Origin of the sequence: Lacticaseibacillus salsurivasis (assembly GCF_036246225.1) — a bacterium.
GTDB lineage: Bacteria > Bacillota > Bacilli > Lactobacillales > Lactobacillaceae > Lacticaseibacillus > Lacticaseibacillus salsurivasis.
Genome location: NZ_BTTP01000001.1, coordinates 72,018 through 96,237, shown reverse-complemented (window position 1 = coordinate 96,237; position 24,220 = coordinate 72,018). Strand labels below are relative to the sequence as shown.

Below are 24,220 nucleotides of genomic sequence, written 5' to 3'. Positions count from 1 at the left end.
TCACTCCTATAAGTTGTTGATCGTATAGCCGTCCATGTACCACGGCAAGTCTGATTTACGCCGGCGCCAGATGAACAGCCCCAAAGCACCAACGAACAGCACAATGGACAACAGCTGCGACACTCGCAGCCCTGGTAACATATACAAACTATCGGTGCGCATGCCTTCGACGAAGAACCGGCCAAAACTGTACCACATCACATAGCTCAGCACGATTTCGCCGCGCTTGAACCAACCTTGATGATGGCGAACACTCATGATCAGCACAAAGCCGACGAGGTTCCACATCGATTCATACAGAAATGTCGGCTGGCGAAAGGCCCCGTTGATGTTCATCTGTTGAATGATGAATTCTGGCAAATGCAACCCGCGCAGATAGGCCAGCGTGGTTTTGGCGCCAAACGCTTCTTGGTTCATGAAGTTGCCCCAGCGGCCAATGCTTTGCGCAATCATCACGGTCGGCGCCGCAATATCCAGCACCAGCCAGGCTGGTAGCCATTTGATGCGGCAATAAATCAGGAACACAATCACGCTGGCAATCAGTGCACCGTAAATTGCAATCCCACCATTCCAAATCGCGATGATTTGATCAGGATGGGCAGCATAATACGGCCACTCAAAGGCCACATAATACAGCCGCGCCCCAATCAGCGCGAATGGCAGTGCCCAGAGCACCAAGTTGATGATATGGTCCTCGCCGATACCGCGCGCATTGGCTTCCCGGGTGGCGAGCCAAACTGCCAGCAGTACCCCGCAGGCAATAATCACCCCATACCAATGAATTTCTAAACCGCCTAGCTTCAGTGCAATTGGATTTAACGCCGCTAACATACTGTCCCTCTCAATCCGGAATCGTTACTTCGCCTTATCGGCTGCTTCATTTGATTTGATCAATTTGTTCAAATTGGCCTCAAACGTCTTGGTGGCATCATAGCCCATGGACTTGGCCCGGAAGTTCATCGCCGCCACTTCGATAATCGAAGCCAGGTTCCGGCCGACTTTAACCGGAATGGTAATCTTCGGCACATTGACATCGAAGATCTGCTGGCTCTGCTCACCAGAACCCAGCCGGTCAAACTGCTTATCCGGCGTCCAATTCTCCAGATGCACAATCAAGTCGAGGTTGGTGTGCGTCCGCACGGCGCCAGCGCCAAACAGATTCATGACATCGATGATGCCCAGCCCCCGAATTTCTAACAAGTGGGACAAAATCGCCGGCGCTTCCCCAACGATGGTTTGTTCATCTTTTTGGTAAACATCCACGCGGTCATCGGCAATCAGGCGGTGGCCCCGCTGAATCAACTCCAGCGCCGTTTCGGATTTACCGACGCCAGAATCCCCGGTAATCATGACCCCTAAGCCATACAAATCGACGAGCACCCCATGCATGCTTTGGCGTTCGGCAAGCTTTTCTTCCAAATAATCCGTCAGCAAACTCGACAGCCGTGTGGTGGGTAAATCAGAGCCCAGCACTGGCACCCGCACTGCCGCCGCGGCGGTTAGCATTTCTGGCAACGGCTCAATGCCCCGCGAAACCAGGAAAGCTGGCGTATCTTCCGCCGCCATGCGTTTGAAAATGACGAGTCGCTCCGGGGCGGACATATTGCGCGCAAAGGCGCTTTCCGTGCGACCAAACAATTGAATCCGTTCATGCGGATAGTAATTGAAATAACCCGTCAGCTCCAGGCCCGGCCGCGAAATATCGCTCACCACCACCTGGCGCTCCGGCAAATAATCCTCACCGCTATACACCTTCAACTTGATATCGGTCACCAATTGCTTCACGGAAACTTGATCTGCCATCAGGTCCACCCCGTCTTTCACATAGTTAAGCTAAGTTTATCATCACTGAAGGCAAGTGAACAGAGGAAGGCTGTGGAGCAGGCAGTGGAGGCGGGGGCACTTAGCGGGATGATTAGCCAAGGTCAGCGCATTGAAGCCGTTTTTTGGCTTCGAGGTGCTGGCCGCATCCGCTACCGCATGTCAGTCCGTACGCGCTATGCGCTACGGGCTGATCAAATCACTCCCGCGTTGGTGCGCGCAACGCACCTACAGGCCGTGAGGCAAGGCGTACTTAGCGGACGAGTAGCCTAGCTCCGAGTATTACCGGCTAAGACCGCCGGTAATACTCGGAGCGTTGCTAATCGCTCGTGTGTTGCCGACCTGACCGCAAGTAGGTTATGGCGGCAACGCACTTAGCAGGACGAATAGCTTTCTAACACGCCGCCTTCACGCAAGGGGTTGTGACATAACTCCACAAAAAGACGTCAACTGAGGAAAACCAAAAGAACCAAGACTAGAAATCTTCGTAATTTCCGAGTCTTGGTCCTTTTTTGAGGGGGGTATGTCACACTCTTTTTTGCACTATGGCCTTAGTTAAAACCGAGAATTATCGTGGCACTCGTGTGAAGCACATTAAAACCAACTAAGGCGATCACGCGCAAACGAGAAGGCTTATTTCAAGAACCTTAGTGTTTTATGCCTTCTAAATGCAATCAGAGGAGCTGTCACCACACACCCTCAGTACGAAACCAGTGCCTTGGACTTTCATGCGAGAAACTGAGCTGGCCCACCGAAAAATAGCTCTATTCCTTTAGTCTCGTTGAACTGGCGTGTCGGTTATCTTCTTGAACGGCTTGAATAATAGAACCAATTCCACACCGAGCAGAAAAACAGAAGTTACTAACAAACACCAGAACATATAGCTAAGCACATCACTAGTAAAAACATCACGGAGTGCGCCGTATGCAGAAGTGACCGTCATCTGAAGAGCAACAAGCAAAACATTCATCAGGCTATATAATAAAGTAAATTGCTCCAAGTTTTCTTGGCGTTTTTGGTAATGCAAAATCAACACTATAACCTGAACTGCTATTCCTATTACACCAATGACTTCTAAAGCGATTTTAATGAATGCCATTCTATTTTCACTCCCTGACCGTAAAATATCCATTGTTGCAAGCGCTACGTTTACTGAAGGCCCACTTGCAAGGGCAACTTTCTGGAGTGAACCATTTTTGATTCGAAAGAGGAAAGGCTCTGACACCAACTCAAGTTTTTCTGCCATCGTAACAAATTGAGGATCATTACGATATATATCAGTGTCAATATATCCCACTGTTTCGCCCGTATACTTTAAACTTGAAGCAAAGGCTCCCATGAACTGTTGGCAGTACGGGCAGGTGCTTCTACCAACATATACAACAGTGAAAGGTCTGCCTGATTTAGTCAGTGTAGTCATGACTTGATTAGGGGAAACTCGCACTAAGTTATGGCTTTGAACGAGACTATTCTCGGTTTTGCGGTAAGTCGAAATATTATTAACTTTCGGTGTTCTTTGAGGGGTAAACATAAGAAATGCAAGCGTAGCCAAGCTTATTAAAATCAAGAATAGTTTAAGGATTACACAACGCCGCGGTCGTTGCACTCATGCTCACCGTCTTTCTCCAGGGTTCCAGATTCCAGGGAGTCTTGAAAGCAAAAAGATAATGGCACATAAATTGATTGCGCATGCCGTCAGTATTTTCCCAATTTTAGCTGCTGGAAAACTTGGCTTTCAATAAGTTGAATGCCCTTGTAGCCAGCGCACCTTTAAGATTGCCATTCGAAATACTTTCAAACTGTGCTGACATTGTAACGCTTAAAGACACTTTACCGCTCCGGGTTATCCAAGATGCTGACTTAATTAAATCCGAGTATGAATATTCGTTCACTGATTTCGCCTCTACGTTAAGAGCTGGCGCAAAAAGCACCGATAACAAGCACATTAAACCAATAAGAGCACCCAAGACCACTTTTCTCATTACTATTCAGCTCCTTTTACCTTGCTTCAGTACGCGCCAATAACAACTTTTGAGACTGCGTTATACCACATGGGAAGTCTGAAAGTATTAGGATACGGTATAGCTTGAGTTAGGTTTGGCATGTGTGACAGATTTAAAGAAAATATCACACACATCCGATCGAAAGCATCACCATTGGTACGGCATATTCATGCCACTTTTATAGAGGCTTATCGTCATAAAATTGACTATTGGTATATCACCACCTTTCTGGCAGAAAATACCCCATTTTTAGATGAATTTCAAGTAATAGCACTGGCGATGAGAAAAGATTAACCCTAGAAAAAATACATTCGAATGAAGCCTTTCTCTATATTGTGTAACAATTAAGGTCTGGCCGAAGGTAGCCATTGGTGTTAAACGCTAAGGATCTAATAAGCAGCCGCATCATAAAACTACCAAAACACAGGAAATGCACCTCCTGTGTGTAACCGTTCTTGTCAGGACAGATCCCAATCGAACAATTCCGGAACTAGTCAGGCTGGGAGCAGAAGTGTCCTATCAGGGTGTAACTTGAAATTTTCACTTTCAATCAGCTAACCTAAAGGAGCATCGGGTTTAAAATCTGATGGGATTCATGATAATGGCAATGAACTTGGGAAAGGTGGCGAAGCGCCTATTCGCTTCATTGGCTTTCAATCAAACAAAAAGGACCAAGACTAGAAATCTTCGTGATTTCCGAGTCTTGGTCCTTTTTTGAGGGGTTATGTCACACTCCCCTTCCATTAATCTCGTCTCGGTTCCCCTAACGTGGCATTCACGACACTGACAATGATGGCCAAAATCATTTCGGCCCCAAAACCACTGAAGATGATGCCTGGCACCAAGTTCGCCATCAAGCTCACCATCAAGGCATTCAAGATCAAGAGTGATATGCCTAACGTCAGCAAGGTCAGCGGGAAGGTCAAGACCTTCAGGATTGGCCGCAAGAGCCCATTCAAGAGCCCCAGCACCACCGCGCCGGTTAACGCGGTTTGCCAATCTGCCACATACAGTTGCGCCGGAAATAGCTGGGAATAAACGATGAAAATCACCATCGTTAAACCAACTTTACGGATGAAACCCATTAGAAATCACTCCAGTCATCATGATGCTCATGATGCGCTGGCTTTTCTTCGTGCACATGATGGGCTTCTTTGCGTTGCCGCGGCATAAATTGTTGCCAATCTTGATGCCGCGCCGGCCGGTTGCTGCCGTTGCGACGGCGGAAGATCCACCAGACAATCAGGCCGATCACCACTGGCCAAAAAAGAATGTGAATCAACGCAACTCCGATAAACAGGCTCATGCCGATCACCAAGATCAACGCAATGCCCACCGCGATTAAAATGATGGGAAGTAATAGTAATGGCATGTTAGCCCTCCTTATTTCGTCAGCTCAGTGTCTTTCAGTTGCACATTACCACTGGAAACATTGAGTTTCAATTCGCCGCTGCCGGTGCCTGGGCGATCCAAGGTCAGATTTTTGACCTTATCATCCAACACCACGCCGCTCATGCGACTCTTCAAACTGCCAAAGCGGGTTTTGATTTCACCCTTGGCGGCCACGCTGGCAGGCAAAGCCAGTTTCAGATCACCGTTGACGCTTGAAGCCGTCAACTGGGTAAAGTCGCTGACCAAAGTGGCCCGCACCGTCCCATTAACGGTTTTCAGGTTCAGCACTTTGGCATTGCCTTTAACTTTGATATCGCCATTGACGGCATCCACCAGCAGATCGTGAATCTGGCCGCTGACATGGACACTGCCATTAACGCCTTCGGTTTCCAGCATCACGGCGTCTAAATCCGTGAACTGCAAGTCGCCATTGGTGCTCTTGGCGTAAAAGTCCTTACCGGTCAGGTGCGCGGCTTTCACGTTCCCGTTGAGCAGGCGCAGCGACACATGGTCGTAGCTGCGCGTTGGCAAGGTAATGATGAGGTCGGCTTGCACCCGCTTGTTCGGCACTTGGAAAATCAAATGATCATCCGTCACTTCGATGCGGCTGCGATCCAGAAAGGCCTGCAGCGGCTCGCCATCCATTTTACCAAATAACTTCACGTCGGCTTGAATGGTGATGTCGTCGCCGTCGCCTTGCAGCAGCTGCACATCCCCGTTGGCCACCTTGACATCAATGATGGAGGCTTGGCTATTCGGGTAAGTGAAGGTGTGACTGAACTTTTCTGTTGCCAAGCCTGGCACGCGGACGGTCACATCTTTCCAATCCACGTTGTCGAGGACATCGCTGAAGGTCTTCTTCATGAAAGAGCCCAGCTGGTTCGTGGCGTCATTCACAGTTTTGCCAATGTCATTCAGGGCACTCTTGGTTTGGTATTGCCAGTCATCAGGCAGGACATGGTCGGTAAAGCGCTGCTTGGTGAGCTGGCGCTTTTGCCGATTCAAATCACTGAGCTGGTTGCGCAGTTGTTCTTGTTGATCGGCCAACTGCACGAGTTCCTCGCCCAGTTGCTCGTTTTCACGCTTCAAGGCGCCGCGCTCTTGGTACTTATCCGCCGTTAACGTGTCCAAATCTTCCATTGTGTCGAGGACAATGATTTGTTCCTTGTTCGCCGCCACTTTGGCGCGGGTCTTTTTAATCTGCATCGTGGCCGCATCCAGGCTGCCAGCAGTTTCCGCAATCTGAGTATTCAAGGCGGTTAACGCTTCGTCTTCAGCTGAAGATTGCTGCTGCGGTTGCGCGGCTTCAGGCTGCGCGGTGGTTTTGTTATCAGTGGTTTGGGCCTTAGCCAAGTTTTCGAGCAAGACTAATGCTTCTTCACTGGTGATGATCCCTTGTTTGACTAAATCTAAAATCCGTTCACGTTCATTCATGAGATTACCTCCACGGTTTTGACTACTGCTCTGTAGTTATAGTATGAACGGTCCCGGGTAAAATGACATAGGGCCTAAGGTTGATTTTGACTTCGGGCCGAAGATGCGTAGCCGTCTGCCCCCCGCCAAAGAAAAAAGTCCAAGCCGGTATGTGGCTTGGACTAGATTATGAACGATAGCTTAAAAACCGTCCTCTTTGGCATTGGAATTCAATTCCAAGAGCTTGCCAGTTTTGAGGTACAAAATCCATTCGCAGATGTTGGTGACGTAATCGCCGATGCGCTCCAAATAGGACGACACCAACATGTAATCCATCGAGCCGACAATCGTGTCGGCATCGCGGGTCATTTCGTCGATGCAGCGCTGGTAGATATCCTTAGAAAAGGCGTTGATGCCATGATCTTCTTCGGCAATTTTGCGCGCCTTAAGCACATCTTCTTTGACGTAGGCATCCAGCACGGATTCCACCATTGTCTTCACTGCCGCTGCCATTTCCGCAATCACTTGCTCAATCGCGGGCACACGAGTTTCGCCTTTGACGCGAATGGTGGACTTGGCAATCGATACGGCATGGTCGCCCATGCGTTCCAAATCTGAGCTGGCCTTCATGACGGTCACAATCATGCGCAGGTCGGTGGTCACCGGTTGCTGCAAGGCAATCAGTTCAAAACAGCGCTTTTCCAAGTCGACTTCGCGCTTGTTGATGTGGTAATCATTGTCGATGACGGTGTGCGCCAAGGCTTTGTCATGGTTCACAAACGCCTTCACGGAATTAAAAATGGCTTCGTTGACCATCATGCCCATCTCGGAAAAACGAGCGTGCAAATCATTCAACTCGTCTTCAAATAGTCGCCGCATGTCGGACCTCCTTTGTCTGTTGACTTACCCAAACCGGCCGTTTAGGTAATCTTCCGTTTCTTTTTCTTTGGGATTCAAGAACATTTTCTTCGTATCATCGAATTCCACGACGCGGCCTTGCAGGAAAAAGGCCGTTTTGTCGGAAATGCGCGATGCCTGGTGCATGTTGTGGGTCACTAAGATAATTGTATACTGACTGCGCAATTCCAGCAGCATATTTTCGATTTGAGTACTGGAAATCGGATCCAGCGCCGAGGTCGGCTCATCCATCAGAATGACTTCGGGCCGCACTGCCAGCACCCGCGCAATGCACACGCGCTGCTGCTGACCACCAGATAAGGACAAGGCGCTTTCATGCAACTTGTCTTTAACTTCATCCCAGATAGCCGCCGCCTTCAAGCTGGTTTCCGCCGCCTCATCGAGCTGCGCGCGGTCCTTAATGCCGGCTAAGCGCAGGCCATACACCACGTTATCATATATCGAAAACGGGAACGGGTTAGGCTGTTGAAACACCATTCCCACCTGCTTGCGCAGCTGCACCACATCGGTATCCGGCGCGTAAATGTTTTTGCCTTCCAGTTCGATGTCGCCGGTAATTTTGACGTTAGGAATCAAATCGTTCATGCGATTCAAAATCCGCAGGTACGTGGACTTCCCGCAACCTGACGGGCCAATCATGGCGGTGATTTCATGCTCATTGAAAGCCAAATCAATGCCGGTTAAGGCCTCAAAGTCGCCATAAAATAAATGCACATCGCGACTGGTGATGACTTGTTTTTTCATCGCTGCCTCCTTGTTGAACCGGCTTAGCCAAAGTGACCTGATACATAATCTTCCGTGGCCTTAATCTTGGGCCGGGTGAAGATTTTGCGGGTTTCATCATATTCAATCGCGGTGCCGGAATAGAAAAATGCGGTGTAATCGCTAATCCGCGCCGCCTGCTGCATGTTGTGGGTCACGATAATGATGGTGTAATCATCTTTCAGCCGCAGCAGAGTTTCTTCAACCGTGGCGGTGGAAATCGGATCCAAGGCACTCGCCGGCTCGTCCAGCAGTAAAATATCCGGTTTCATGGCAATGGCTCGGGCGATGCACAGGCGCTGCTGCTGACCACCGGAAAGCGACAAACCACTTTGGTTGAGGTCGTCCTTCACCTGATCCCACAGTGCCGCCTGCTTGAGGCTGGTTTCCACCAGCTCATCCAAGACCGCCTTGCGCTTTTCGCCAAAGCGCCGTGGCGCAAAGGTGATGTTGTCGTAGATCGATTTAGCAAAGGGATTCGGACGTTGGAATACCATCCCAATGTGCTTGCGCATTTCATAGACGTCCACCGCATCGGAATTGATATCGAGGTCCCGGTACATAATCTGGCCGGTGACCTTAGTGCCTTCAATATTATCATTCATTCGATTCAGGGACCGCAGAAAAGTCGACTTCCCGGAGCCACTGGCGCCAATCAAAGCGGTGATCTTGTAGCGTTCAAATGGCAACGACACGCCATGAATCGCTTCTTTTTCGCCATAAAAGACTTTGAGATCCTTGGTGGCAATGGCAATTTCTTGGCCTTCATCAAAAGGCTTGAGATACGTATCGGTCAGCGAATAGTTTTGCATAAAATCCCTTCTTCCGCTACGATTCAGCGGTCATCTTGCGATACAAGCGATTACCCAGGAACCGGGCCAAGATGTTGAATAGCAGCACCGCTAAAATGAGTACGGCGCTGGCGCCAGCGGATACGGCGGCGGCATCAGGCTGAATGCCTTCAGAGTTAATTTTCCAAATATGGACGGCTAAGGTTTCGGCCGGCCGAATCGGATTCAGCGGACTCGCAATGTCGAACGGATTCCAGTCGCCGAAATTCAACGCCGGCGCACTTTGCCCGGCGGTGTAAATCAGCGCCGCGGCTTCACCGAAGACCCGGCCCGCCCCTAAAATCATCCCAGTGATAATGCCCGGTAGCGATTCAGGAATCACGACATGAATCACCGTTTCCCAGCGTGACAGCCCTAGCGCCAGCCCCGCTTCCCGCTGCGCAAAGCTCACTTGCCGCAGCGAGTCTTCCACGTTTCTGGTGAGCAAAGGCAAGTTGAACATCGTCAACGCCAAGGCACCTGAGAGAATCGAGAAGCCAAAGTTGAACTGCAGCACGAACACCAAGAATCCGAACAGCCCCACCACCACCGAAGGCAGCGAACTCAGGATTTCAATGGCCGTCCGCACGACATCCGTGATCCAGTTAGCCTTGGCGTATTCCGCCAAGTAAATGCCGGCGCCCAGCGCAATCGGCACGGAAATCAGCATGGACAAAACCAGCAGGTAAACCGAATTGAACAGCTGAATGCCAATCCCCCCGCCGGCTTCAAAGGCTTTGGCCGGTGAAGTGAGGAAATGCCAGGACACATGCGGCAAGCCTTGAATCAGGATGTAACCCAGCAGACTGGCCAGTAGCAGGACGATGATACCGGCAATGGCATACAAAATGCCTGTGGCCAGTTTGTCTTTTTGTTTGGCGTCCATCACTTCATCTCCCCTTTCTTCCCAATCCAGCGAATCAACAGGTTAAAGGCTAAGGACATGAGCAGCAGAAGTAGCGCCAAGGACCACAGCGCATTATTTTCCAGGGAGCCCATCACGGTATTACCAATACCTGATGTCAACACCGAGGTCAAGGTTGAGGCTGGGCTGATCAAGTTTTGCGGCAGCAAGGCGGCGTTACCAATGACCATTTGCACGGCCAGCGCTTCCCCAAAGGCCCGCGCCATGCCGAACACCACGCCGGTTAAAATACCTGGCATGGCGGCGCGCAGCACCACCTTGGAGATGGTTTGCCAGCGGGTACCGCCTAACGCCAGACTGGCTTCCCGGTAATGGCGCGGGACCGCACTTAAGGCATCCACCGTCATGGAGGTCACGGTTGGCAAAATCATGACGAACAGCACGAAGGTCCCGGCCAGGATCCCAAAGCCAGTGCCGCCAAACACATTGCGAATCAGCGGTACCACCACGGACAGGCCAATGAACCCATAAACGACACTGGGAATGCCGACCAGCAATTCAATCACGGGCTGAAGCACCCGTTTGCCGACTTGCGGGGAGATTTCCGTCATGAAAATCGCGGCCCCCACCGCAAACGGCGTGGCAACAATCGCTGACAAGAAAGTGACCCCAAAGGAGCCCACAATCATCGGCAAGGCGCCGACTTGCGGCGCCCCATGGGCATCTTTCACCGCTGGCGACCAGGTGGTTTTGCTCAGAAAGGACCAGAGATTGACTTTATTATCGAAAAACGTCGCCAAGCCCCGCGTGGCCACAAAGGAGAAAATCGCCACCACCACCAGCACAATGATGCTGATACAGGTGAAGCTGAGCCAGCGGCCGCGCCGTTCCAGCTTGGCGGCTTTGGAGCGATGGAGCATCGCTTCTTTGATTGGATCCATCTTAGTTGCCCCCTAGTTTAACGAGATTGCCGCGATAATCGCGTTCAACTTTCATTGCAGTCATGGGAATGTAGCCCATTTTGCTGACGAGTTTCTGTTGCATGGTAGTACTTTGGATGTAGGCCAAAAACTTCTTGGTCAAGCCAGTCGGCGCGCCTTTGGTATACATATGTTCATACGACCAAATGGGCCAAGCCCCAGTCGTGACATTCTGGTCGGTGGGCTTCACGCCGCTGAGGGCCAGTGGCCGCACCGTTTTGTCCACATAGGAGAACGCCACATAAGACACCGCCCCTGGCGTGCTGGCCACAATCGACCGCACCATCCCGGTGGAGTCTTGCTCCTGCGCCGCCATCGGTTGCCGGTCGCCGAGCACCCATTTTTCAAAGGTGGCCCGGGTGCCGGAGCCTTGCGCGCGGTTAACCACCACCACTGGCAAGTCCTTGCCGCCGACTTGCTTCCAGTTAGTGATTTCACCGGTGAACAGACGGCGCAGTTGCACTACCGTCAAATCAGACACGCCCACGGCTTTGTTAACAATCGGGGTAATGCCAACCACTGCCACGCGATGATCGACCAGCTTTTTGGCGTTGATGCCGGTTTTTTCTTCGGCGAACAGATCCGAATTGCCAATTTCCACCGCGCCTTCTTGAATCTGTGACAGGCCAGTGCCACTGCCGCCGCCTTGGACGTTGATGAAGACGCCTAAGTGATCGCTTTGATACTGCTCCGCCGCAGCTTCCACCAGCGGCTGCAAGGCACTGGAACCTACCGCGGTAATCGATTGGCTGTTACTTTGTTTTCCACACCCGACTAAGGCGAGTAAACCGGCCAACACAATAAAAATCAGTCGTTTTTTCACATCCAACCCTCCATTGACATAACAGAATTAATTGTAGCAATCACGTGTAAAACTAAAGGTCAATCCTTGTAAAAGGTGGGTAAATCGGCCAAGGGCAAGGACACAACGAAGGTGGTGCCCACCCCAAGTTGACTGGATAAAGAAACCTCCCCACCCAGTTGCAGAACCATATCATGCACGATTGCCAGCCCCAGGCCGGTCCCGCCATTGTGGCGGCTGCGGGCCTTGTCAACGCGATAGAAGCGTTCAAAAATCCGGGCCTGATCATTCTCGGCAATCCCGATGCCGGTATCAGCGACACTCAGCAGGAGGCTCTTATCGTCCGTGGTGGCAGTTACCGTGACCTTGCCTCCATTGCGATTATAGAACACCGCATTGTTGAGCAGGTTGCGCACGACTTGTGAGAACTTTACCGGCACTGTGGTCAGCGTCAAGTCATCGGGAATGATGGTTTCCAAGGTCAGGTTCTTTTCTTCAATTGGCTTGCGCAAGTTCACCAAGGCGGTTTGCACCACTTCGGCCACCTTCACCGCCGTGGCTTGCGCCTGCCCGGTATCAGGCCGCGACAAGGTCAAAATATCGGTAATCAATTGGGTCAAGCGCGTGCTTTCATCAAAAATGATCTGAAGGAACTGATTGAGCGTCGCCGGGTCATCCTTGGCGCCATTCAGTAGCGTTTCGGCAAAACCGCTGATCGCGGTCACTGGCGTCTTCAGCTCATGCGAGACATTGCCCACAAAGTCCAACTGCATCTGTTCAACTTGTCGCAGATAGGTCACGTCATACAGCATCACCAAAACTTCCAAATGATCGGTGCCACGGTTAAGGGCGATCACGCTGGCATCAACCGCTTTTTGGGTGTTGAGCATGGTGAGTTCTTTGTGGTGCGTTTTCTGATTGCGGTAGGTGTGCTCAATCATCCGCGCCAAGCGGTAAGTTTTGATGTCATCAAAATAATCATGCTTAACCGCCGCAATCTGGTGGCCGACCAGCGTGCCCATCGCTTGGTTGGCCAGTACCACCTGACGCTCATCATCTAGCAGCATGATGCCAAGCGGCAAGTGATCGATCAAGCGGTCAAAGGACGCTTGGCGAATGGCCACTTTATCGCGCAAGTGGCGCATTTCTTCGTCCATCGCGTCAATCTGTTTGCCCATGGCCATGAACGCCGAACCGGGCGTTAAAATAATCGGCTCTGGCACCCCACCGGCTTCGATGCGGGCCAAATTACTGGTCATTTTTTCAACGTGACCATTCCAATAGTGGAAGCGTTTGATCATCAACGTGGCAATGGCGAGCAGGCCGAGCACGCCGACCACAATCAGTGTCCAAGCAAAGGCCGGCGCTTCAGAGAACAAGGTGGCGCGCTGCTGCCAGACACCAATAAAGGTCGTGCCTTCCCGGGCGACATAGACCTGCTCGGCTTGGCCGTTGACCGTCAGCGTGGTGGTATGGCCAGCAATCGTGCGCTGCCGGTCCACCAGATCCTGCAGCAACGTACCGCGCCGATCAGTGGGTTTGCCTGTCAGCACCGTAAAAGTCACATGGTTGTCATTTGCCAGTGGTTGCACTTGCGCCGCCGCCCCGTCAAAATCGCGATACGTCTGATACAGCGCGCTTAAATGGTCCCCTTGCTGCTGATAAAGCGTCCGATCCATGCCGAACCAGAGTAGAAAAAAGCCTGCGACGAAAGTAATCCCCGTCCAGGCGAGCCGGCGCTTGAATCTGCTACTCATTAGGCGCCTCCATTTGGTAACCAAAGCCGCGGACCGTCTTGATGTAGTCCGGATGCTTTGGATCCACTTCAATTTTATCGCGTAAATGACTGACTTGAATATCCACCATCCGCGTTTCGGCGGGATACTCAAAACCCCAAACGCCGTTTAGCAGCGCATCACGGGAGAGGATTTTACCGACCCGTTGCGCAAAGAACACCAACAGTTCGAATTCTTTCGGCGTCAGCTGCAGGCGCTCGCCGTTTTTGGTCGCCTGATAATTATCGGGGTCAATCACCAACTCGCCAACGCTGAGAATTTTGGCTGGCGCCTTGGCGCTGGTTGGCGTCGGGGCTTGCACCCGGCGCTCAATGGCCTTGATGCGGGCCACGATTTCCCGCGGTGAGAACGGCTTGGTCACATAATCATCCGCGCCTAACTCCAGGCCCACAATTTTATCGGTTTCGCTATCCTTGGCGGTTAAAATCATGATTGGTGTTTTGTTGTCAGCCGCCCGAATTTTCTTGGTCACTTCCAACCCATCCAACCCTGGCAGCATCAAATCCAAAATGATAAAGTCAAAACTCTGCTGCAGCGCCAGGCTTAAGGCGGTATCGCCATCCCCGGCGGTGGTGACGGCATAGTGCTCTTTTTCCAGGTTGTATTGCAATAAGGTCACGATCGCTGGTTCATCATCGACAACAAGAATTTTCTTCATGCTTGCTCCTCCGCAAATGTGATCATTCCTAATTCATGTGGGGCCCCTTTGAAAATCGCGGTTTCGGCGAGACGTATCGCCCCATCTAATCGCATGACCTTCAGCCGGCAATAGGTCGGCTGGGTTTGAAGCGCCGCGTAGAGTTCGGCCTCATTGTGCACCGGCAGATGGTTGCAGGTCAAAATAATATCGCCGGCCTGCAGCGCCATTTTACTGGCCGGCGTGTCAGGTTGCACTGCCACCAGTCGCACGCCGGCACTGGTTTGGGATATCGCCGCTGCGCCAAGCTTGGTGGCGCGCCAGTTGCCAATCCCCACAATCACGCCCAGCACCGCCAGCATGGCCGCCGCCGAACCGGCAGCGGCGGGTCGCCAATAGGTCAGGCCGGCAATAATCAAAGCCAGCACACTGGCGCCTAAGTATTGCCAGCGCCACTGCAGCGTCGCGGCTTGCGGCAGCTGCCGCTTGGTCATCAGGGCCGCCCCAATCACCAGCGGTACGAACAGCAAAGCGAACTGGTGCGTCCCAGTCCCCAAGGTCGGCCACCAGCTCGGGGCGGCGAACCAAGCCCCAGGCACTGGCACCACCAGCGGCAACCAGTACCATTGACGATGCCGGTACACCGCGACTTTCGCGCCGCGCTTGCCAGCCACCACTTTGGGAATATCAATTGGCGGATTGAGCAAATGAAGCAGCAGCGCCGTGGCGGCCCAAATTCCCGCCACCAACACGGCAAACCCACCAACCCAAGCTCCTAACGCCAAATGAGCGCTAGGAATGAAAGCGACTAAACCGGCGATGGCAAAGAACCATGGCGAAAAACCAAACCACGATAGCAGCAGCGCGGCCACATTCAACCCCACCACTGTCAGCCACACCCACTTAGGCAGCATGGCCCCAGCCGCCAACAGCATCCCGTCGAGCACCAGGCTGACCGCGACGCCGCCAATTAACCCGGCCCATAGTCCAGTCCAATGGCGATCGATGCCAACGCCAAAAAGCCGTCGCTCTTGGCGAATACGCAGCACCCGGCCCCAGCCAGCTACCAGCGCGCCCACCCAAGTCACTGGGCTTAAGATGAATGAAAGCACAAGCTGTCCCATAGGTGCCCCTTTCCTGACTGGATTTACTGTAAGTATAGCATATCTGACGCGAACTCGAAGCGGGATGAATTAGGGCTAAGCAGGCATCGCAAAAGGGGCTGCGACGATTGTCACAGCCCCTTAGCATTGACCTTAACTGTTATAGCAGCACTGCGCGCCAAACAGGCAAACTCGCCTTTTGTTACAGCCCCTTAAATTTTCAGGAAGCGGCGCATGGAAACCACCGCACCTAACGCCCCGATGACCATCCCGATCACCGCCAAAGCGAGATCGATCCACACCAGAAATGGCATGTTGGGATACAACGAGAACCCATTAGCCGCCACGGTGAATGGTGCATTGCGCGTCACCAAGCCGTAACCAAAGTCAACAATCAGCATCGGTAGCACAGCCCCGAACAAGCCGGTCCAAGCGCCTTCCAGCAGAAATGGCCAGCGAATGTAGGCATTCGTCGCCCCGACCAGTCGCATGACGCCAATTTCAGTGCGTCGCGACAAGATGGTGATGCGGATGGTGTTGGAAATCAGGAACACGGCAACAAACAACAGCAAAATGGTAAAACCGAGCCCCCAGCGCTGAATGGTGGCCACAGTCTTAAAGAGCTGTTTGGCCTTAGCGCCACCATAAGTGGCTTCCGACACATGCTTGAGTTTGTCCGCCTTCTTGGCCACTTTGATTGTGTCCTTGGCGTCTTTCGTGTCGACCACGAACACGTTGTTCAGTGGGTTTTGATCGCCTTTGAAGGTCTGCCACTGCTTGCCGTAACTGCCAACGATGGTGTCCAGTTCTTGGCTGGCCGAGCGGAATTGCACGGACTTGACTTCGGCGAAGTCCTCCAGTTCCTTTTTCAAGGCTGCCTGTTGCTTCTTGGTGGTGCCTTTTTGAATGGAGACCCGCACCCGCACGTCATTTTCAACCTGGCTAGAAACCCGGTTAACATTGGCCAACAAGGCTAAGAAAATCCCCACCAACAGCAAGGTGACCGTCACGGCAGAAACCGCCGCCACTGACATCCAGCCATTGCGTTTCAGGCTCTTGAGGGAGTCTTTGAGGTGACGCATCATGACATCAGTCTTCATCGCTGTAACTCCCTCCTTCTTCGTCGCGGACCAGGCGGCCGCCGGCAATTTCTAGCAGGCGGTGCGGCCGGGCGTTGACCAGTTCGCGATTATGCGTCGCCATAATAATAGTGGTGCCATCGGCGTTGATGCGTTCCAAAATGTCCATGATGCCATCAGAGGTATCTGGATCAAGGTTCCCCGTCGGTTCATCGGCGATTACAACATCTGGGGCGTTAACAATGGCCCGGGCAATGGAAACCCGCTGCTGCTCCCCACCAGAAAGTTCACTCGGGAAGCGGCGCACTTTTTGTTCCAAGCCGACCAGCTTCAACACATGCAACACGCGCGGCTTAATGTCTTCGTCGCGGGCTTCGATGACTTCCATCGCGTAGGCAATGTTTTCGTAGACTGTCAGCCGCGGCAGCAACTTGAAGTCCTGAAACACAATGCCGATACCGCGCCGGAAATAAGGCACATCCTTATCTCTCATGGTACTGAAATCATACTTACCCACCTGGATGGTGCCGCTAGTCGGTACCAATTCATGGTAAAGCATTTTAATCAGCGTTGACTTCCCGGCACCACTGGGGCCGATGACATACAAAAACTCCCCGGGGTCCACCGTCAAGCTGAGGTCTTTAATCGCGATGACGCCGTTGGTATACTTTTTCATCACGTTTTTCATCTGAATCATGACTTCGCTCCTTTATTGAATCACTAGGCCGAGTATAGCAGACCAATAACACAGACTGATTGCAACCACGTTACAATTGCTTTCAGACTGGATTGGATTGGGCCAACTGCCACTGCAGGTAGGCATAGATGAACGGATTAAGGTCGCCATCCATCACGGCTTGGCCGTTGCCGGTTTCATAATTACTGCGGTGGTCTTTGACCATCGTATAGGGATGAAACACATACGATCGGATTTGGGAGCCAAATGCCACGTCTTGCTGCTGGCCTTTGATGGCCGCCGCCTCCTGGGCTTTTTTCTCTTGCTCGCGTTGATACAGCTTCGCCTTCAACATCGCCATCGCGGTGGCTTTGTTTTGGAACTGACTCCGCTGGGCCTGACTGGAAGTCACAATGCCGGTGGGAATATGAATCAACCGCACGGCGCTAGAGGTTTTGTTAATATGCTGCCCACCAGCCCCGCTGGAACGGAAGACTTCCATTTTGATGTCTTCCGGCCGCAGATCGACTTCGATGTTGTCATCCAGTTCCGGCATGACATCAACCGAGGCAAAGCTCGTATGCCGGCGACCTGCCGCGTCAAAGGGCGAAATCCGCACCAGGCGATGCACGCCTTTTTCGCTGCGCAGCATGCCATAGGCGTTGGCGCCATTGATCAGCAAGGTCACGCTCTTGATGCCGGCTTCATCCCCGGCTTGATAGTCGGCGACTTCGACGCTGTAGTCATTCTGGTCGGCCCAGCGCTCATACATCCGCGTCAGCATTGAACCCCAGTCTTGGGCTTCAGTGCCCCCAGCGCCTGGGTGAATTTCAACGATGGCGTTATTGTGATCATAAGGTTGGTTCAGCAGCAAGGTCATTTCGTAATGATCCAACTGTTCTTGCAACGTGGTAATTTGGGTCGTGACTTCCGTTTGCAGCTCAGCATCAGGCTCTTCCTGCAGTAGCTCAAAGGCTACTTCGATGTCTTCCAGTTGATTCTGCAAGTTCAGGAAGTTATCGTGCTTGCCTTTCAGCTGGTTGTTTTCGTCAATCAGCTGCTGGGCCTGCTCGGCGTGGTCCCAGAACCCGGGTTCCGCCATGCGGCCTTCGTTTTCAGCGATGCGTTCGTTCAAGGCATCGAGGTCAAAGCGACCCCCTAAAGTGATTAATTTTGGCCCGCATAGTGGCCAAGATGGTGCGCATTTCTGCAATTTCCATGTTTTGTGTGCTCCTTTTTTTGCCTCGTCTAGTGTACCATGCCGACAAAAATGGGACAAAACCATTTTGGTTTGCCCCATTCCCGATTCGCTATTAACGACGAATGTTTTGCCGAATCTGTGCCTTCATGAACAGGCGGGTCACGCCATCATCCATGTTCGCAATCATTTCTTCAAACATCCGGTACGCTTCTTCTTGGTATTCGACCAGTGGGTTCATTTGCCCATAACCCCGCAGGCCAACGGATTGGCGCAGTTGATCAAGCGCATCGATATGATCCGTCCACAGACTGTCAACCACCCGTAAAATAACAACTTTTTCAAACTCAAGCATTTGGTCTTTATCGCCGAGCTGGCTGAGCTTATCGGCGTAGTTGGCTTCCGCTAAGGCTTGGAGCTGCGCAATGATTTCGTCTGGCGTCTTGTTGTCCAAAGCCTCGCGCTTCAAGTCCTCATCGGTGACCATGTTGGTGGTGACATAATCGTAGATCTTGTCCAGATCCCAATCTTTCTTGTCGCCTTGGGTATGTGCCAAGACAATTCGGGTCACGCAACGATTGATCATGGCCATCAAGACTGACTTCAGGCTTTGGTCTTCGTTGATCACTTGCTGGCGCTGCTTATAAATGACTTCGCGCTGTTCCCGCATCACATCATCATATTGCAAGGTGTTCTTACGGGTATCGTAGTTGTTCCCTTCAACCCGCTTTTGCGCGGATTCAACGGAGCGGGAAATCATCCGGCTGCGAATCACTTGTTCATCGTCTTCCAACTTGAAGCGATCAAGCATCTGCTTGATGCGATCTGAGCCGAAGCGCTTCATCAAGTCATCTTCAAGGGACAGGTAGAACTGCGTCGAGCCCGGATCCCCTTGCCGGCCAGATCGGCCACGCAGCTGGTTATCAATCCGGCGGCTTTCATGGCGTTCGGTCCCGATAACGGCCAAGCCGCCCACTTCCTTGACGCCAGGGCCGAGCTTGATATCGGTCCCCCGCCCGGCCATGTTGGTCGCGATGGTGACGGCGCCGCGCTGGCCTGCATTCATGACGATTTCGGCTTCACGCGCATGGTTCTTCGCGTTCAAGACGCTGTGCGGAATACCTTCATCATCCAGTTGTTTGGACAGGCGTTCAGAAGATTCGATGGCCACGGTACCCACCAAAATTGGTTGGCCCTTTTCGTGCCGCGCCTTGATGTCGGCGGTCACGGCGTTGAACTTAGCATCCAGCGTTGGGTACAACACATCTGGTGAATCCACCCGGATGACCGGCTTGTTGGTCGGAATGGAAATAACTTCCATGTTGTAGATTTCGCGGAATTCTTCTTCTTCGGTTTTCGCCGTCCCGGTCATCCCGGCCAGCTTGTTGTACATCCGGAAGAAGTTCTGATAGGTGATGGTGGCCATGGTGGCATTTTCATCTTGAATCTCGACGCCTTCCTTGGCTTCAATCGCCTGGTGCAGGCCATCCGAGAAGCGGCGACCTTCCATGGCGCGCCCGGTGAACTGATCGACAATCAGCACTTCGTTTTCTGGCGACACCATGTAGTCGATATCCTTCAGCATGATGAAGTTAGCCCGCAGTGCCTGATCCAAGTGGTGAGTCAAGGCGGTGTTTTCGGTGTCATAGAGGTTCTTCAAGCCGAAGATTTTTTCGGCTTTGCGAATCCCGTTTTCGGTCAAAGACACGGTCTTGGTTGGCCAGTCGATCTTGTAGTCGTCTTCTTCTTTGAGCGTCTTGACGAAGCGATCCGCCCGGATGTAGAGCCCAGTGGACTTTTCGGCCCCGCCGGAAATAATCAATGGCGTCCGCGCTTCATCAATCAAGATGGAGTCAACTTCATCGACAATCGCGTAGTTCAGCGGCCGCTGGACCATTTGCTGCTTGTAGACCACCATGTTATCACGCAGGTAGTCAAACCCAAGTTCACTGTTGGTGGAATAAGTGATGTCGGCATCGTAAGCGGCGCGCTTTTCATCGGAACTTAAGTCGTGGGTATTGAGGCCCACACTCAAACCGAGCCAGTTATACAACTCGCCCATTTCAGTCGCGTCACGGCCACTCAAGTATTCGTTAACGGTAACCACATGCACCCCTTGGCCACCAAGGGCATTCAGGTACACAGGCATCGTCGCAGTCAGGGTTTTCCCTTCCCCGGTTTTCATTTCGGCAATGTTACCTTCATGCAAGGTAATCCCACCAATGATTTGCACGCGGAATGGGAACAGTCCCAGCACCCGCTTGGCGCCTTCACGGGCGACCGCAAAGGCTTCTGGCAGAATATCATCCAGCGTTTCGCCTTTTTCCAGACGTGCCTTGAGGGCCGGTGTTTTAGCTTGCAGCTGTTCGTCGCTTAACGCGGCATATTCATCTTCATAACTTTGGACTTGATCCGCGATTTTACCTAAGCGCGTCACTTCGCGCTTGTCGCTTTCAACCCATTTTTTTAAGACGTTAGGCATTGTTGATCCTCTCCTGTCATCAGTATGCGCATAATACTGACAGTATCTTATGTATTTTAGCATTGATGAAGCGGCTTTAACACCTCGTTAAAATAAAAAAACGCAAATCCTCACCGGATCTGCGCCATGTTTAATCAGCGATTGCTTTATTCGTCGGTTTCAATCAGCCCATAACGGCCATCCCGACGCTTATACACGATGCTGGTCCCATTGGTATCGGCATCTTCAAAGATAAAGAAGTTATGCCCAAGCATATCCATTTGCAAAATGGCTTCCTGCGAATCCATTGGCTTCAGTGATACCCGCTTGGTGCGGACCACTGTCAGGTTATCCTCTTCTTCCGCTGGCTCAGTTGGTGCTGGCGTGCCTTCTGGGGCCACGTCAATCGGGGCAAAGCCCTTTTCCCGCGACTTACGGTTGATCTTGGTCTTGTACTTGCGGACCTGCCGTTCCAGCTTGTCGGTGACTAAATCGACGCTGGCGTACAAATCAGGGCTAGTTTCTTCAGCACGCAAGGTCAGATAGGACAATGGAATTGTCACTTCGACCTTAGCGGTTTTATCAGGATACACCTTCAAGTTGACGTGCGCGGTCGCCTGAACTGAGCTCTCGAAGAACTTGTTGAGCTTGCTGATCCGCTTTTCGACATAACTGCGGATGGCATCAGTGACCTCGATGTTTTCGCCACGAACGTTGTATGTGAGCATAAAACTTCTCCCCTTTCATCCGTGCAAGTCGCTTGCACGTGGGTGATTGGGTCTATTAAAGCCCTTTCACCCTACACCCTTATTATAGCGAACTGCTGCCCTTGAAACAAATATAATCCGTTTATCTAATCAAGGTCCGCGCTGTAATCTTACCGGCATAGCCAGCCTCACGCAGCGCAGCTTGGGCATGATACAAGGTGCGGCCGGTGGTGTATAAATCATCTAATAAAATCACCTGCGGCGCCAACTTGGCCGGCAAATGCGCCGTGAAGCTTTGCGGCGTCTGCAGGCGGCCTTGGCGATCTTTTTGGGCTTGCGGCAGCGCGGTGTCGGCTTTCTCCAACCATAACGATAACTTCAAATGGCCAAACAGCCCAATCACCGGATCAAAGCCGCGCCGCGCATAATGCCCAGGTTCAGAAGGCAGTGGCACCAGTGCCGTACGCCGTGTGGGCAGCTGAAGTTGGTCAGCAAAGGCTTGATGCAACCGATAATCGCCTAATCCTTTGTACTGCTGAATAAAGGCCTTCATCGCAGGGGTATAGGCGAACCAGGCGCGGTTGTGCAGCAGTGTGTATCCTTGCCGCCGCCAAAGCTGGCAGTCGGCGCAAAGCTTTGGCGAGTGGGCGCGGCCGCAACCGGGGCAAGCCGAGGTTGCATCGATTGGTGTCATTTGAGCGAGACACTGGGGACACAGCCGACTCAGCGTGAGCGGTTTGAAACTAAGCAACTGGGCCAGCGACCAATCACTGCGCAAAGGCTGCTGGCATAGCAAACAGTTCATGACTGGCGCCGATTCATTTGTCGAATGGCATGAATCGCCTCAATTTGGGCCAACGTGACGTGCCGGGCTAAAAACCACACCGGATCATCCGGACTCGCCGCACTGCGACCAGCCCGGCCAGCCATCTGAATCAGACCACTGGCCGAAAATTGCGGGTCATCGGCGGCCACCACCAGCACCGCGCAGCGGGGAATGGTGACGCCGCGCTCCAAAATCGTGGTCGTCAGCAGCACCGTAAACTTACCTTGCCGAAAGGCCTGCACCACCGCCGCCCGGTCGGGATCGGCGGCATGCGCCGTGCGCACTGCCAGCCCGGCTTGCTGCAGGTGCGCCGCCAGCGGCTTGAGCCAGGCAATCCGGGGCACAAATACCAACACCCGGCGGTCAGCGGCTAGACCTTGCAACAACGCCAAATCCCGCTTACCCAGCTGTTTAGGCACCTGTTTGAGCGCCGTCAGCCGCTGCCGCGGCACCGGCAGCGGCGCACCATGAAACCGCCGCGGCAGAAACGCGACCGCCAGCTGCTGGCGTTTGACCGCTTGCTGCATCGGCCGGTCGGGCGTAGCGCTCAGAAAAATCGTTGACCCGCGGCGAGCCTGTTGCACCGCCGCCGCCAGCATCGGGGTTTGCGTATACGGAAAGGCGTCCACTTCATCCACCACCATGAGATCAAAATGCCGATAATACCGCAGTAGTTGGTGGGTGGTGGTCACCGTCAAATCCGCGGGGTTTTCTGGCCAGGCGCTGCCGCCAAATAGTACCGCTAGCGAAGCCCCGGCAAAGGCCTGCGCGAACCGCGGCGCCAATTCGCGCACCACATCCACCCGCGGTGAGGCAATGGCCACCCGCTGGCCCCGACTTAAATACGCTGCCACCACCGGAAATAACATTTCTGTTTTGCCGGCTCCGGTCACCGCCCAGAGCAAAAAATCCTTGCCTTGGTTGACCGCCGTTAACGCCGCCTGGGCGGCTTGGCTTTGGGCTGGCGTCAAAGAACCACCCCAGGTCATGGCACTGGGTTTGGCCGGTCCTGATGGCAGGCGCCAAAGCTTGGTCGTGGTCGTCACCCGCCCTAGCCCTACACAGGCGGTGCAATACCGCCGGCCATCCGGTAATGGCGCCAAGGCGCGCTGCTGACAGCGTTGGCAGCGCCCTGATTGAATGGCCATGATTGGCGTCAGCTGTGCTAAACTGGCCGTAGTGAGGCCCACTTTTGGCAATTCTTCATCCGTCAACTGAAAGCCTAACGGCAACATTTTTGCTCACCTCAAAAGGAGATTACGCAATGTCTGAGTATCGCACCATCAAAGCCGCTGGTCAGGCGGAACTGGTGATAAAAAAATCGCGGTTCATTTGCCAGGTGGGCCGCGTGCACACCGAAGCCGAGGCCCAAGCGTTTATCGCCGCGGTACGCAAACAAGAACCGAAAGCCACCCACCATGTCCCGGCCTATCAACTGGGCGATGACGATCACATTCAGCGCGCCACCGATGATGGTGAACCCGCAGGTACGGCAGGCGTCCCGATGCTTAAAACGCTCCAAGAAATGGGCCTGCACGATGTCGTTGCCGTCACCACCCGGTACTTCGGCGGGATCAAACTTGGCGCCGGCGGCCTGATTCGTGCCTACGCCAACAGCGTGGCGGCCGCGGTTCATCAAGTGGGCATCGTGAAGCGCGTCATGCTCCAAACCATGAGTCTGGCAGTCCCTTACCCCCAGCTCGATTCGCTCCAGCACTATCTCACCGCCAACGCAATTGCCATACTCAATAGCGATTACGGCGCAGCGGTCGCATTAACCATTGCGGTGCCAAAATCCGAAGCCGCCGCCGTGGCCACGGCCATCACCAACCAAACCGCCGGCAAAGTCAACATCACCTTTGGCCCGCTGCAAGCCAGTGAGGTCCCAGTCACCGAATAGAGCGCTAGCAACGCAAAAGAGACCATCAAACTCCAGGTTTGATGGCCTCTT

General features: G+C 52.9%; 25 protein-coding genes. 1 reads left to right on the top strand and 24 read right to left on the bottom strand.

The features are described 5' to 3' along the window. Positions 1 to 6: 6 nt before the first annotated feature. The 24 genes from lgt to AAA927_RS00360 all read right to left on the bottom strand — a co-directional run bounded on the left by lgt (position 7) and on the right by AAA927_RS00360 (position 23,504). Complete coding sequence (gene lgt, locus AAA927_RS00470; RefSeq protein WP_338214667.1) at positions 7 to 831, bottom strand: prolipoprotein diacylglyceryl transferase; 825 nt, start codon at positions 829 to 831, stop codon at positions 7 to 9. Positions 832 to 855: 24 nt separating this feature from the next. Next, positions 856 to 1,803 carry an HPr(Ser) kinase/phosphatase gene (gene hprK / locus AAA927_RS00465; RefSeq protein WP_203632192.1) on the bottom strand — a complete coding sequence of 316 codons (948 nt, stop codon included), beginning with the start codon at positions 1,801 to 1,803 and terminating at the stop codon, positions 856 to 858. Between the two features lie 790 nt (positions 1,804 to 2,593). After that, positions 2,594 to 3,373: a DUF6568 family protein gene (locus tag AAA927_RS00460; RefSeq protein ID WP_338214664.1), complete on the bottom strand. Its 780-nt coding sequence runs from the start codon at positions 3,371 to 3,373 to the stop codon at positions 2,594 to 2,596. A gap of 22 nt (positions 3,374 to 3,395) precedes the next feature. Next, entirely contained in the window at positions 3,396 to 3,512 is a 117-nt protein-coding gene (locus AAA927_RS12865) for a DUF2599 domain-containing protein (protein WP_366150655.1), read from the bottom strand. A gap of 21 nt (positions 3,513 to 3,533) precedes the next feature. Further along, positions 3,534 to 3,803, bottom strand: a complete 270-nt coding sequence (locus AAA927_RS00455; protein ID WP_338214662.1) for a hypothetical protein — start codon at positions 3,801 to 3,803, stop codon at positions 3,534 to 3,536. A gap of 764 nt (positions 3,804 to 4,567) precedes the next feature. Continuing rightward, complete coding sequence (locus AAA927_RS00450) at positions 4,568 to 4,909, bottom strand: phage holin family protein (RefSeq protein WP_338214660.1); 342 nt, start codon at positions 4,907 to 4,909, stop codon at positions 4,568 to 4,570. Further along, complete coding sequence (locus AAA927_RS00445; protein WP_338214658.1) at positions 4,909 to 5,196, bottom strand: hypothetical protein; 288 nt, start codon at positions 5,194 to 5,196, stop codon at positions 4,909 to 4,911. Before AAA927_RS00445 ends, AAA927_RS00450 begins: the two co-directional genes overlap by 1 nt. Before the next feature lie 11 nt (positions 5,197 to 5,207). Continuing rightward, complete coding sequence (gene liaX, locus AAA927_RS00440) at positions 5,208 to 6,650, bottom strand: daptomycin-sensing surface protein LiaX (protein WP_338214656.1); 1,443 nt, start codon at positions 6,648 to 6,650, stop codon at positions 5,208 to 5,210. A 180-nt stretch (positions 6,651 to 6,830) separates the two neighbouring features. Beyond that, positions 6,831 to 7,508, bottom strand: a complete 678-nt coding sequence (phoU, locus tag AAA927_RS00435; protein ID WP_125581177.1) for a phosphate signaling complex protein PhoU — start codon at positions 7,506 to 7,508, stop codon at positions 6,831 to 6,833. Between the two features lie 24 nt (positions 7,509 to 7,532). Further along, entirely contained in the window at positions 7,533 to 8,291 is a 759-nt protein-coding gene (gene pstB, locus AAA927_RS00430) for a phosphate ABC transporter ATP-binding protein PstB (protein ID WP_204118841.1), read from the bottom strand. 23 nt (positions 8,292 to 8,314) lie between these two features. Beyond that, entirely contained in the window at positions 8,315 to 9,121 is an 807-nt protein-coding gene (pstB, locus tag AAA927_RS00425; RefSeq protein ID WP_338214653.1) for a phosphate ABC transporter ATP-binding protein PstB, read from the bottom strand. A 16-nt stretch (positions 9,122 to 9,137) separates the two neighbouring features. Continuing rightward, positions 9,138 to 10,025, bottom strand: coding sequence for a phosphate ABC transporter permease PstA (gene pstA / locus AAA927_RS00420; protein ID WP_338214651.1), 888 nt, complete (start codon positions 10,023 to 10,025; stop codon positions 9,138 to 9,140). Continuing rightward, on the bottom strand, positions 10,025 to 10,945 hold the full coding sequence (gene pstC, locus AAA927_RS00415) for a phosphate ABC transporter permease subunit PstC (protein ID WP_338214649.1): 921 nt from the start codon (positions 10,943 to 10,945) through the stop codon (positions 10,025 to 10,027). The genes pstA and pstC overlap by 1 nt, the downstream gene beginning before the upstream one ends. A 1-nt stretch (position 10,946) precedes the next feature. Further along, the gene (locus AAA927_RS00410) at positions 10,947 to 11,795 is read right to left on the bottom strand and encodes a phosphate ABC transporter substrate-binding protein PstS family protein (RefSeq protein ID WP_435891505.1); all 849 of its coding nucleotides are present in this window, start codon (positions 11,793 to 11,795) and stop codon (positions 10,947 to 10,949) included. A gap of 71 nt (positions 11,796 to 11,866) precedes the next feature. After that, positions 11,867 to 13,543, bottom strand: a complete 1,677-nt coding sequence (pnpS, locus tag AAA927_RS00405) for a two-component system histidine kinase PnpS (RefSeq protein ID WP_338214647.1) — start codon at positions 13,541 to 13,543, stop codon at positions 11,867 to 11,869. Continuing rightward, positions 13,536 to 14,240: a response regulator transcription factor gene (locus AAA927_RS00400; protein ID WP_125581192.1), complete on the bottom strand. Its 705-nt coding sequence runs from the start codon at positions 14,238 to 14,240 to the stop codon at positions 13,536 to 13,538. Before AAA927_RS00400 ends, pnpS begins: the two co-directional genes overlap by 8 nt. Beyond that, complete coding sequence (locus AAA927_RS00395) at positions 14,237 to 15,343, bottom strand: PDZ domain-containing protein (RefSeq protein WP_338214643.1); 1,107 nt, start codon at positions 15,341 to 15,343, stop codon at positions 14,237 to 14,239. Before AAA927_RS00395 ends, AAA927_RS00400 begins: the two co-directional genes overlap by 4 nt. A 191-nt stretch (positions 15,344 to 15,534) precedes the next feature. Continuing rightward, positions 15,535 to 16,422, bottom strand: a complete 888-nt coding sequence (gene ftsX, locus AAA927_RS00390) for a permease-like cell division protein FtsX (protein WP_338214641.1) — start codon at positions 16,420 to 16,422, stop codon at positions 15,535 to 15,537. Next, positions 16,412 to 17,098 carry a cell division ATP-binding protein FtsE gene (ftsE, locus tag AAA927_RS00385; RefSeq protein WP_338214639.1) on the bottom strand — a complete coding sequence of 229 codons (687 nt, stop codon included), beginning with the start codon at positions 17,096 to 17,098 and terminating at the stop codon, positions 16,412 to 16,414. Before ftsE ends, ftsX begins: the two co-directional genes overlap by 11 nt. A gap of 82 nt (positions 17,099 to 17,180) precedes the next feature. Beyond that, positions 17,181 to 18,297 (bottom strand): peptide chain release factor 2 gene (gene prfB / locus AAA927_RS00380; protein ID WP_204118833.1). Its coding sequence is split into 2 segments (ribosomal slippage): positions 17,181 to 18,224 and positions 18,226 to 18,297, totalling 1,116 coding nucleotides; the frame shifts between segments, so codons are not numbered across the junction. Between the two features lie 93 nt (positions 18,298 to 18,390). Then, positions 18,391 to 20,757 (bottom strand): preprotein translocase subunit SecA, encoded by a 2,367-nt coding sequence (gene secA / locus AAA927_RS00375; protein ID WP_338214636.1) that lies wholly within the window; start codon positions 20,755 to 20,757, stop codon positions 18,391 to 18,393. Between the two features lie 146 nt (positions 20,758 to 20,903). Next, positions 20,904 to 21,464, bottom strand: a complete 561-nt coding sequence (gene hpf / locus AAA927_RS00370; RefSeq protein ID WP_125581204.1) for a ribosome hibernation-promoting factor, HPF/YfiA family — start codon at positions 21,462 to 21,464, stop codon at positions 20,904 to 20,906. Positions 21,465 to 21,585: 121 nt separating this feature from the next. Further along, on the bottom strand, positions 21,586 to 22,137 hold the full coding sequence (locus AAA927_RS00365) for a ComF family protein (RefSeq protein WP_338214634.1): 552 nt from the start codon (positions 22,135 to 22,137) through the stop codon (positions 21,586 to 21,588). A gap of 107 nt (positions 22,138 to 22,244) precedes the next feature. Then, a complete protein-coding gene (locus AAA927_RS00360; protein WP_338214633.1) occupies positions 22,245 to 23,504 on the bottom strand; it encodes a DEAD/DEAH box helicase in 1,260 nt (419 codons plus the stop codon). A 29-nt stretch (positions 23,505 to 23,533) separates the two neighbouring features. Here AAA927_RS00360 and AAA927_RS00355 point away from each other — a divergent pair, with 29 nt between their 5' ends. Continuing rightward, positions 23,534 to 24,169, top strand: coding sequence for a YigZ family protein (locus AAA927_RS00355; RefSeq protein WP_338214631.1), 636 nt, complete (start codon positions 23,534 to 23,536; stop codon positions 24,167 to 24,169). Positions 24,170 to 24,220: the final 51 nt, after the last annotated feature.

What these genes read in the sequence shown, in the direction of transcription:
- pstB (WP_338214653.1), bottom strand. Translation starts at nt 9,121, where the DNA reads ATGCAAAACTATTCGCTGACCGATACGTATCTCAAGCCTTTTGATGAA.
- pstC (WP_338214649.1), bottom strand. Translation starts at nt 10,945, where the DNA reads ATGGATCCAATCAAAGAAGCGATGCTCCATCGCTCCAAAGCCGCCAAG.
- AAA927_RS12865 (WP_366150655.1), bottom strand. Translation starts at nt 3,512, where the DNA reads ATGCGCAATCAATTTATGTGCCATTATCTTTTTGCTTTCAAGACTCCC.
- AAA927_RS00455 (WP_338214662.1), bottom strand. Translation starts at nt 3,803, where the DNA reads ATGAGAAAAGTGGTCTTGGGTGCTCTTATTGGTTTAATGTGCTTGTTA.
- lgt (WP_338214667.1), bottom strand. Translation starts at nt 831, where the DNA reads ATGTTAGCGGCGTTAAATCCAATTGCACTGAAGCTAGGCGGTTTAGAA.
- ftsE (WP_338214639.1), bottom strand. Translation starts at nt 17,098, where the DNA reads ATGATTCAGATGAAAAACGTGATGAAAAAGTATACCAACGGCGTCATC.
- AAA927_RS00365 (WP_338214634.1), bottom strand. Translation starts at nt 22,137, where the DNA reads ATGACACCAATCGATGCAACCTCGGCTTGCCCCGGTTGCGGCCGCGCC.
- pstB (WP_204118841.1), bottom strand. Translation starts at nt 8,291, where the DNA reads ATGAAAAAACAAGTCATCACCAGTCGCGATGTGCATTTATTTTATGGC.
- hprK (WP_203632192.1), bottom strand. Translation starts at nt 1,803, where the DNA reads ATGGCAGATCAAGTTTCCGTGAAGCAATTGGTGACCGATATCAAGTTG.
- hpf (WP_125581204.1), bottom strand. Translation starts at nt 21,464, where the DNA reads ATGCTCACATACAACGTTCGTGGCGAAAACATCGAGGTCACTGATGCC.
- AAA927_RS00450 (WP_338214660.1), bottom strand. Translation starts at nt 4,909, where the DNA reads ATGGGTTTCATCCGTAAAGTTGGTTTAACGATGGTGATTTTCATCGTT.
- AAA927_RS00395 (WP_338214643.1), bottom strand. Translation starts at nt 15,343, where the DNA reads ATGGGACAGCTTGTGCTTTCATTCATCTTAAGCCCAGTGACTTGGGTG.
- ftsX (WP_338214641.1), bottom strand. Translation starts at nt 16,422, where the DNA reads ATGAAGACTGATGTCATGATGCGTCACCTCAAAGACTCCCTCAAGAGC.
- AAA927_RS00360 (WP_338214633.1), bottom strand. Translation starts at nt 23,504, where the DNA reads ATGTTGCCGTTAGGCTTTCAGTTGACGGATGAAGAATTGCCAAAAGTG.
- AAA927_RS00445 (WP_338214658.1), bottom strand. Translation starts at nt 5,196, where the DNA reads ATGCCATTACTATTACTTCCCATCATTTTAATCGCGGTGGGCATTGCG.
- secA (WP_338214636.1), bottom strand. Translation starts at nt 20,757, where the DNA reads ATGCCTAACGTCTTAAAAAAATGGGTTGAAAGCGACAAGCGCGAAGTG.
- liaX (WP_338214656.1), bottom strand. Translation starts at nt 6,650, where the DNA reads ATGAATGAACGTGAACGGATTTTAGATTTAGTCAAACAAGGGATCATC.
- AAA927_RS00400 (WP_125581192.1), bottom strand. Translation starts at nt 14,240, where the DNA reads ATGAAGAAAATTCTTGTTGTCGATGATGAACCAGCGATCGTGACCTTA.
- pstA (WP_338214651.1), bottom strand. Translation starts at nt 10,025, where the DNA reads ATGGACGCCAAACAAAAAGACAAACTGGCCACAGGCATTTTGTATGCC.
- phoU (WP_125581177.1), bottom strand. Translation starts at nt 7,508, where the DNA reads ATGCGGCGACTATTTGAAGACGAGTTGAATGATTTGCACGCTCGTTTT.
- pnpS (WP_338214647.1), bottom strand. Translation starts at nt 13,543, where the DNA reads ATGAGTAGCAGATTCAAGCGCCGGCTCGCCTGGACGGGGATTACTTTC.
- AAA927_RS00355 (WP_338214631.1), top strand. Translation starts at nt 23,534, where the DNA reads ATGTCTGAGTATCGCACCATCAAAGCCGCTGGTCAGGCGGAACTGGTG.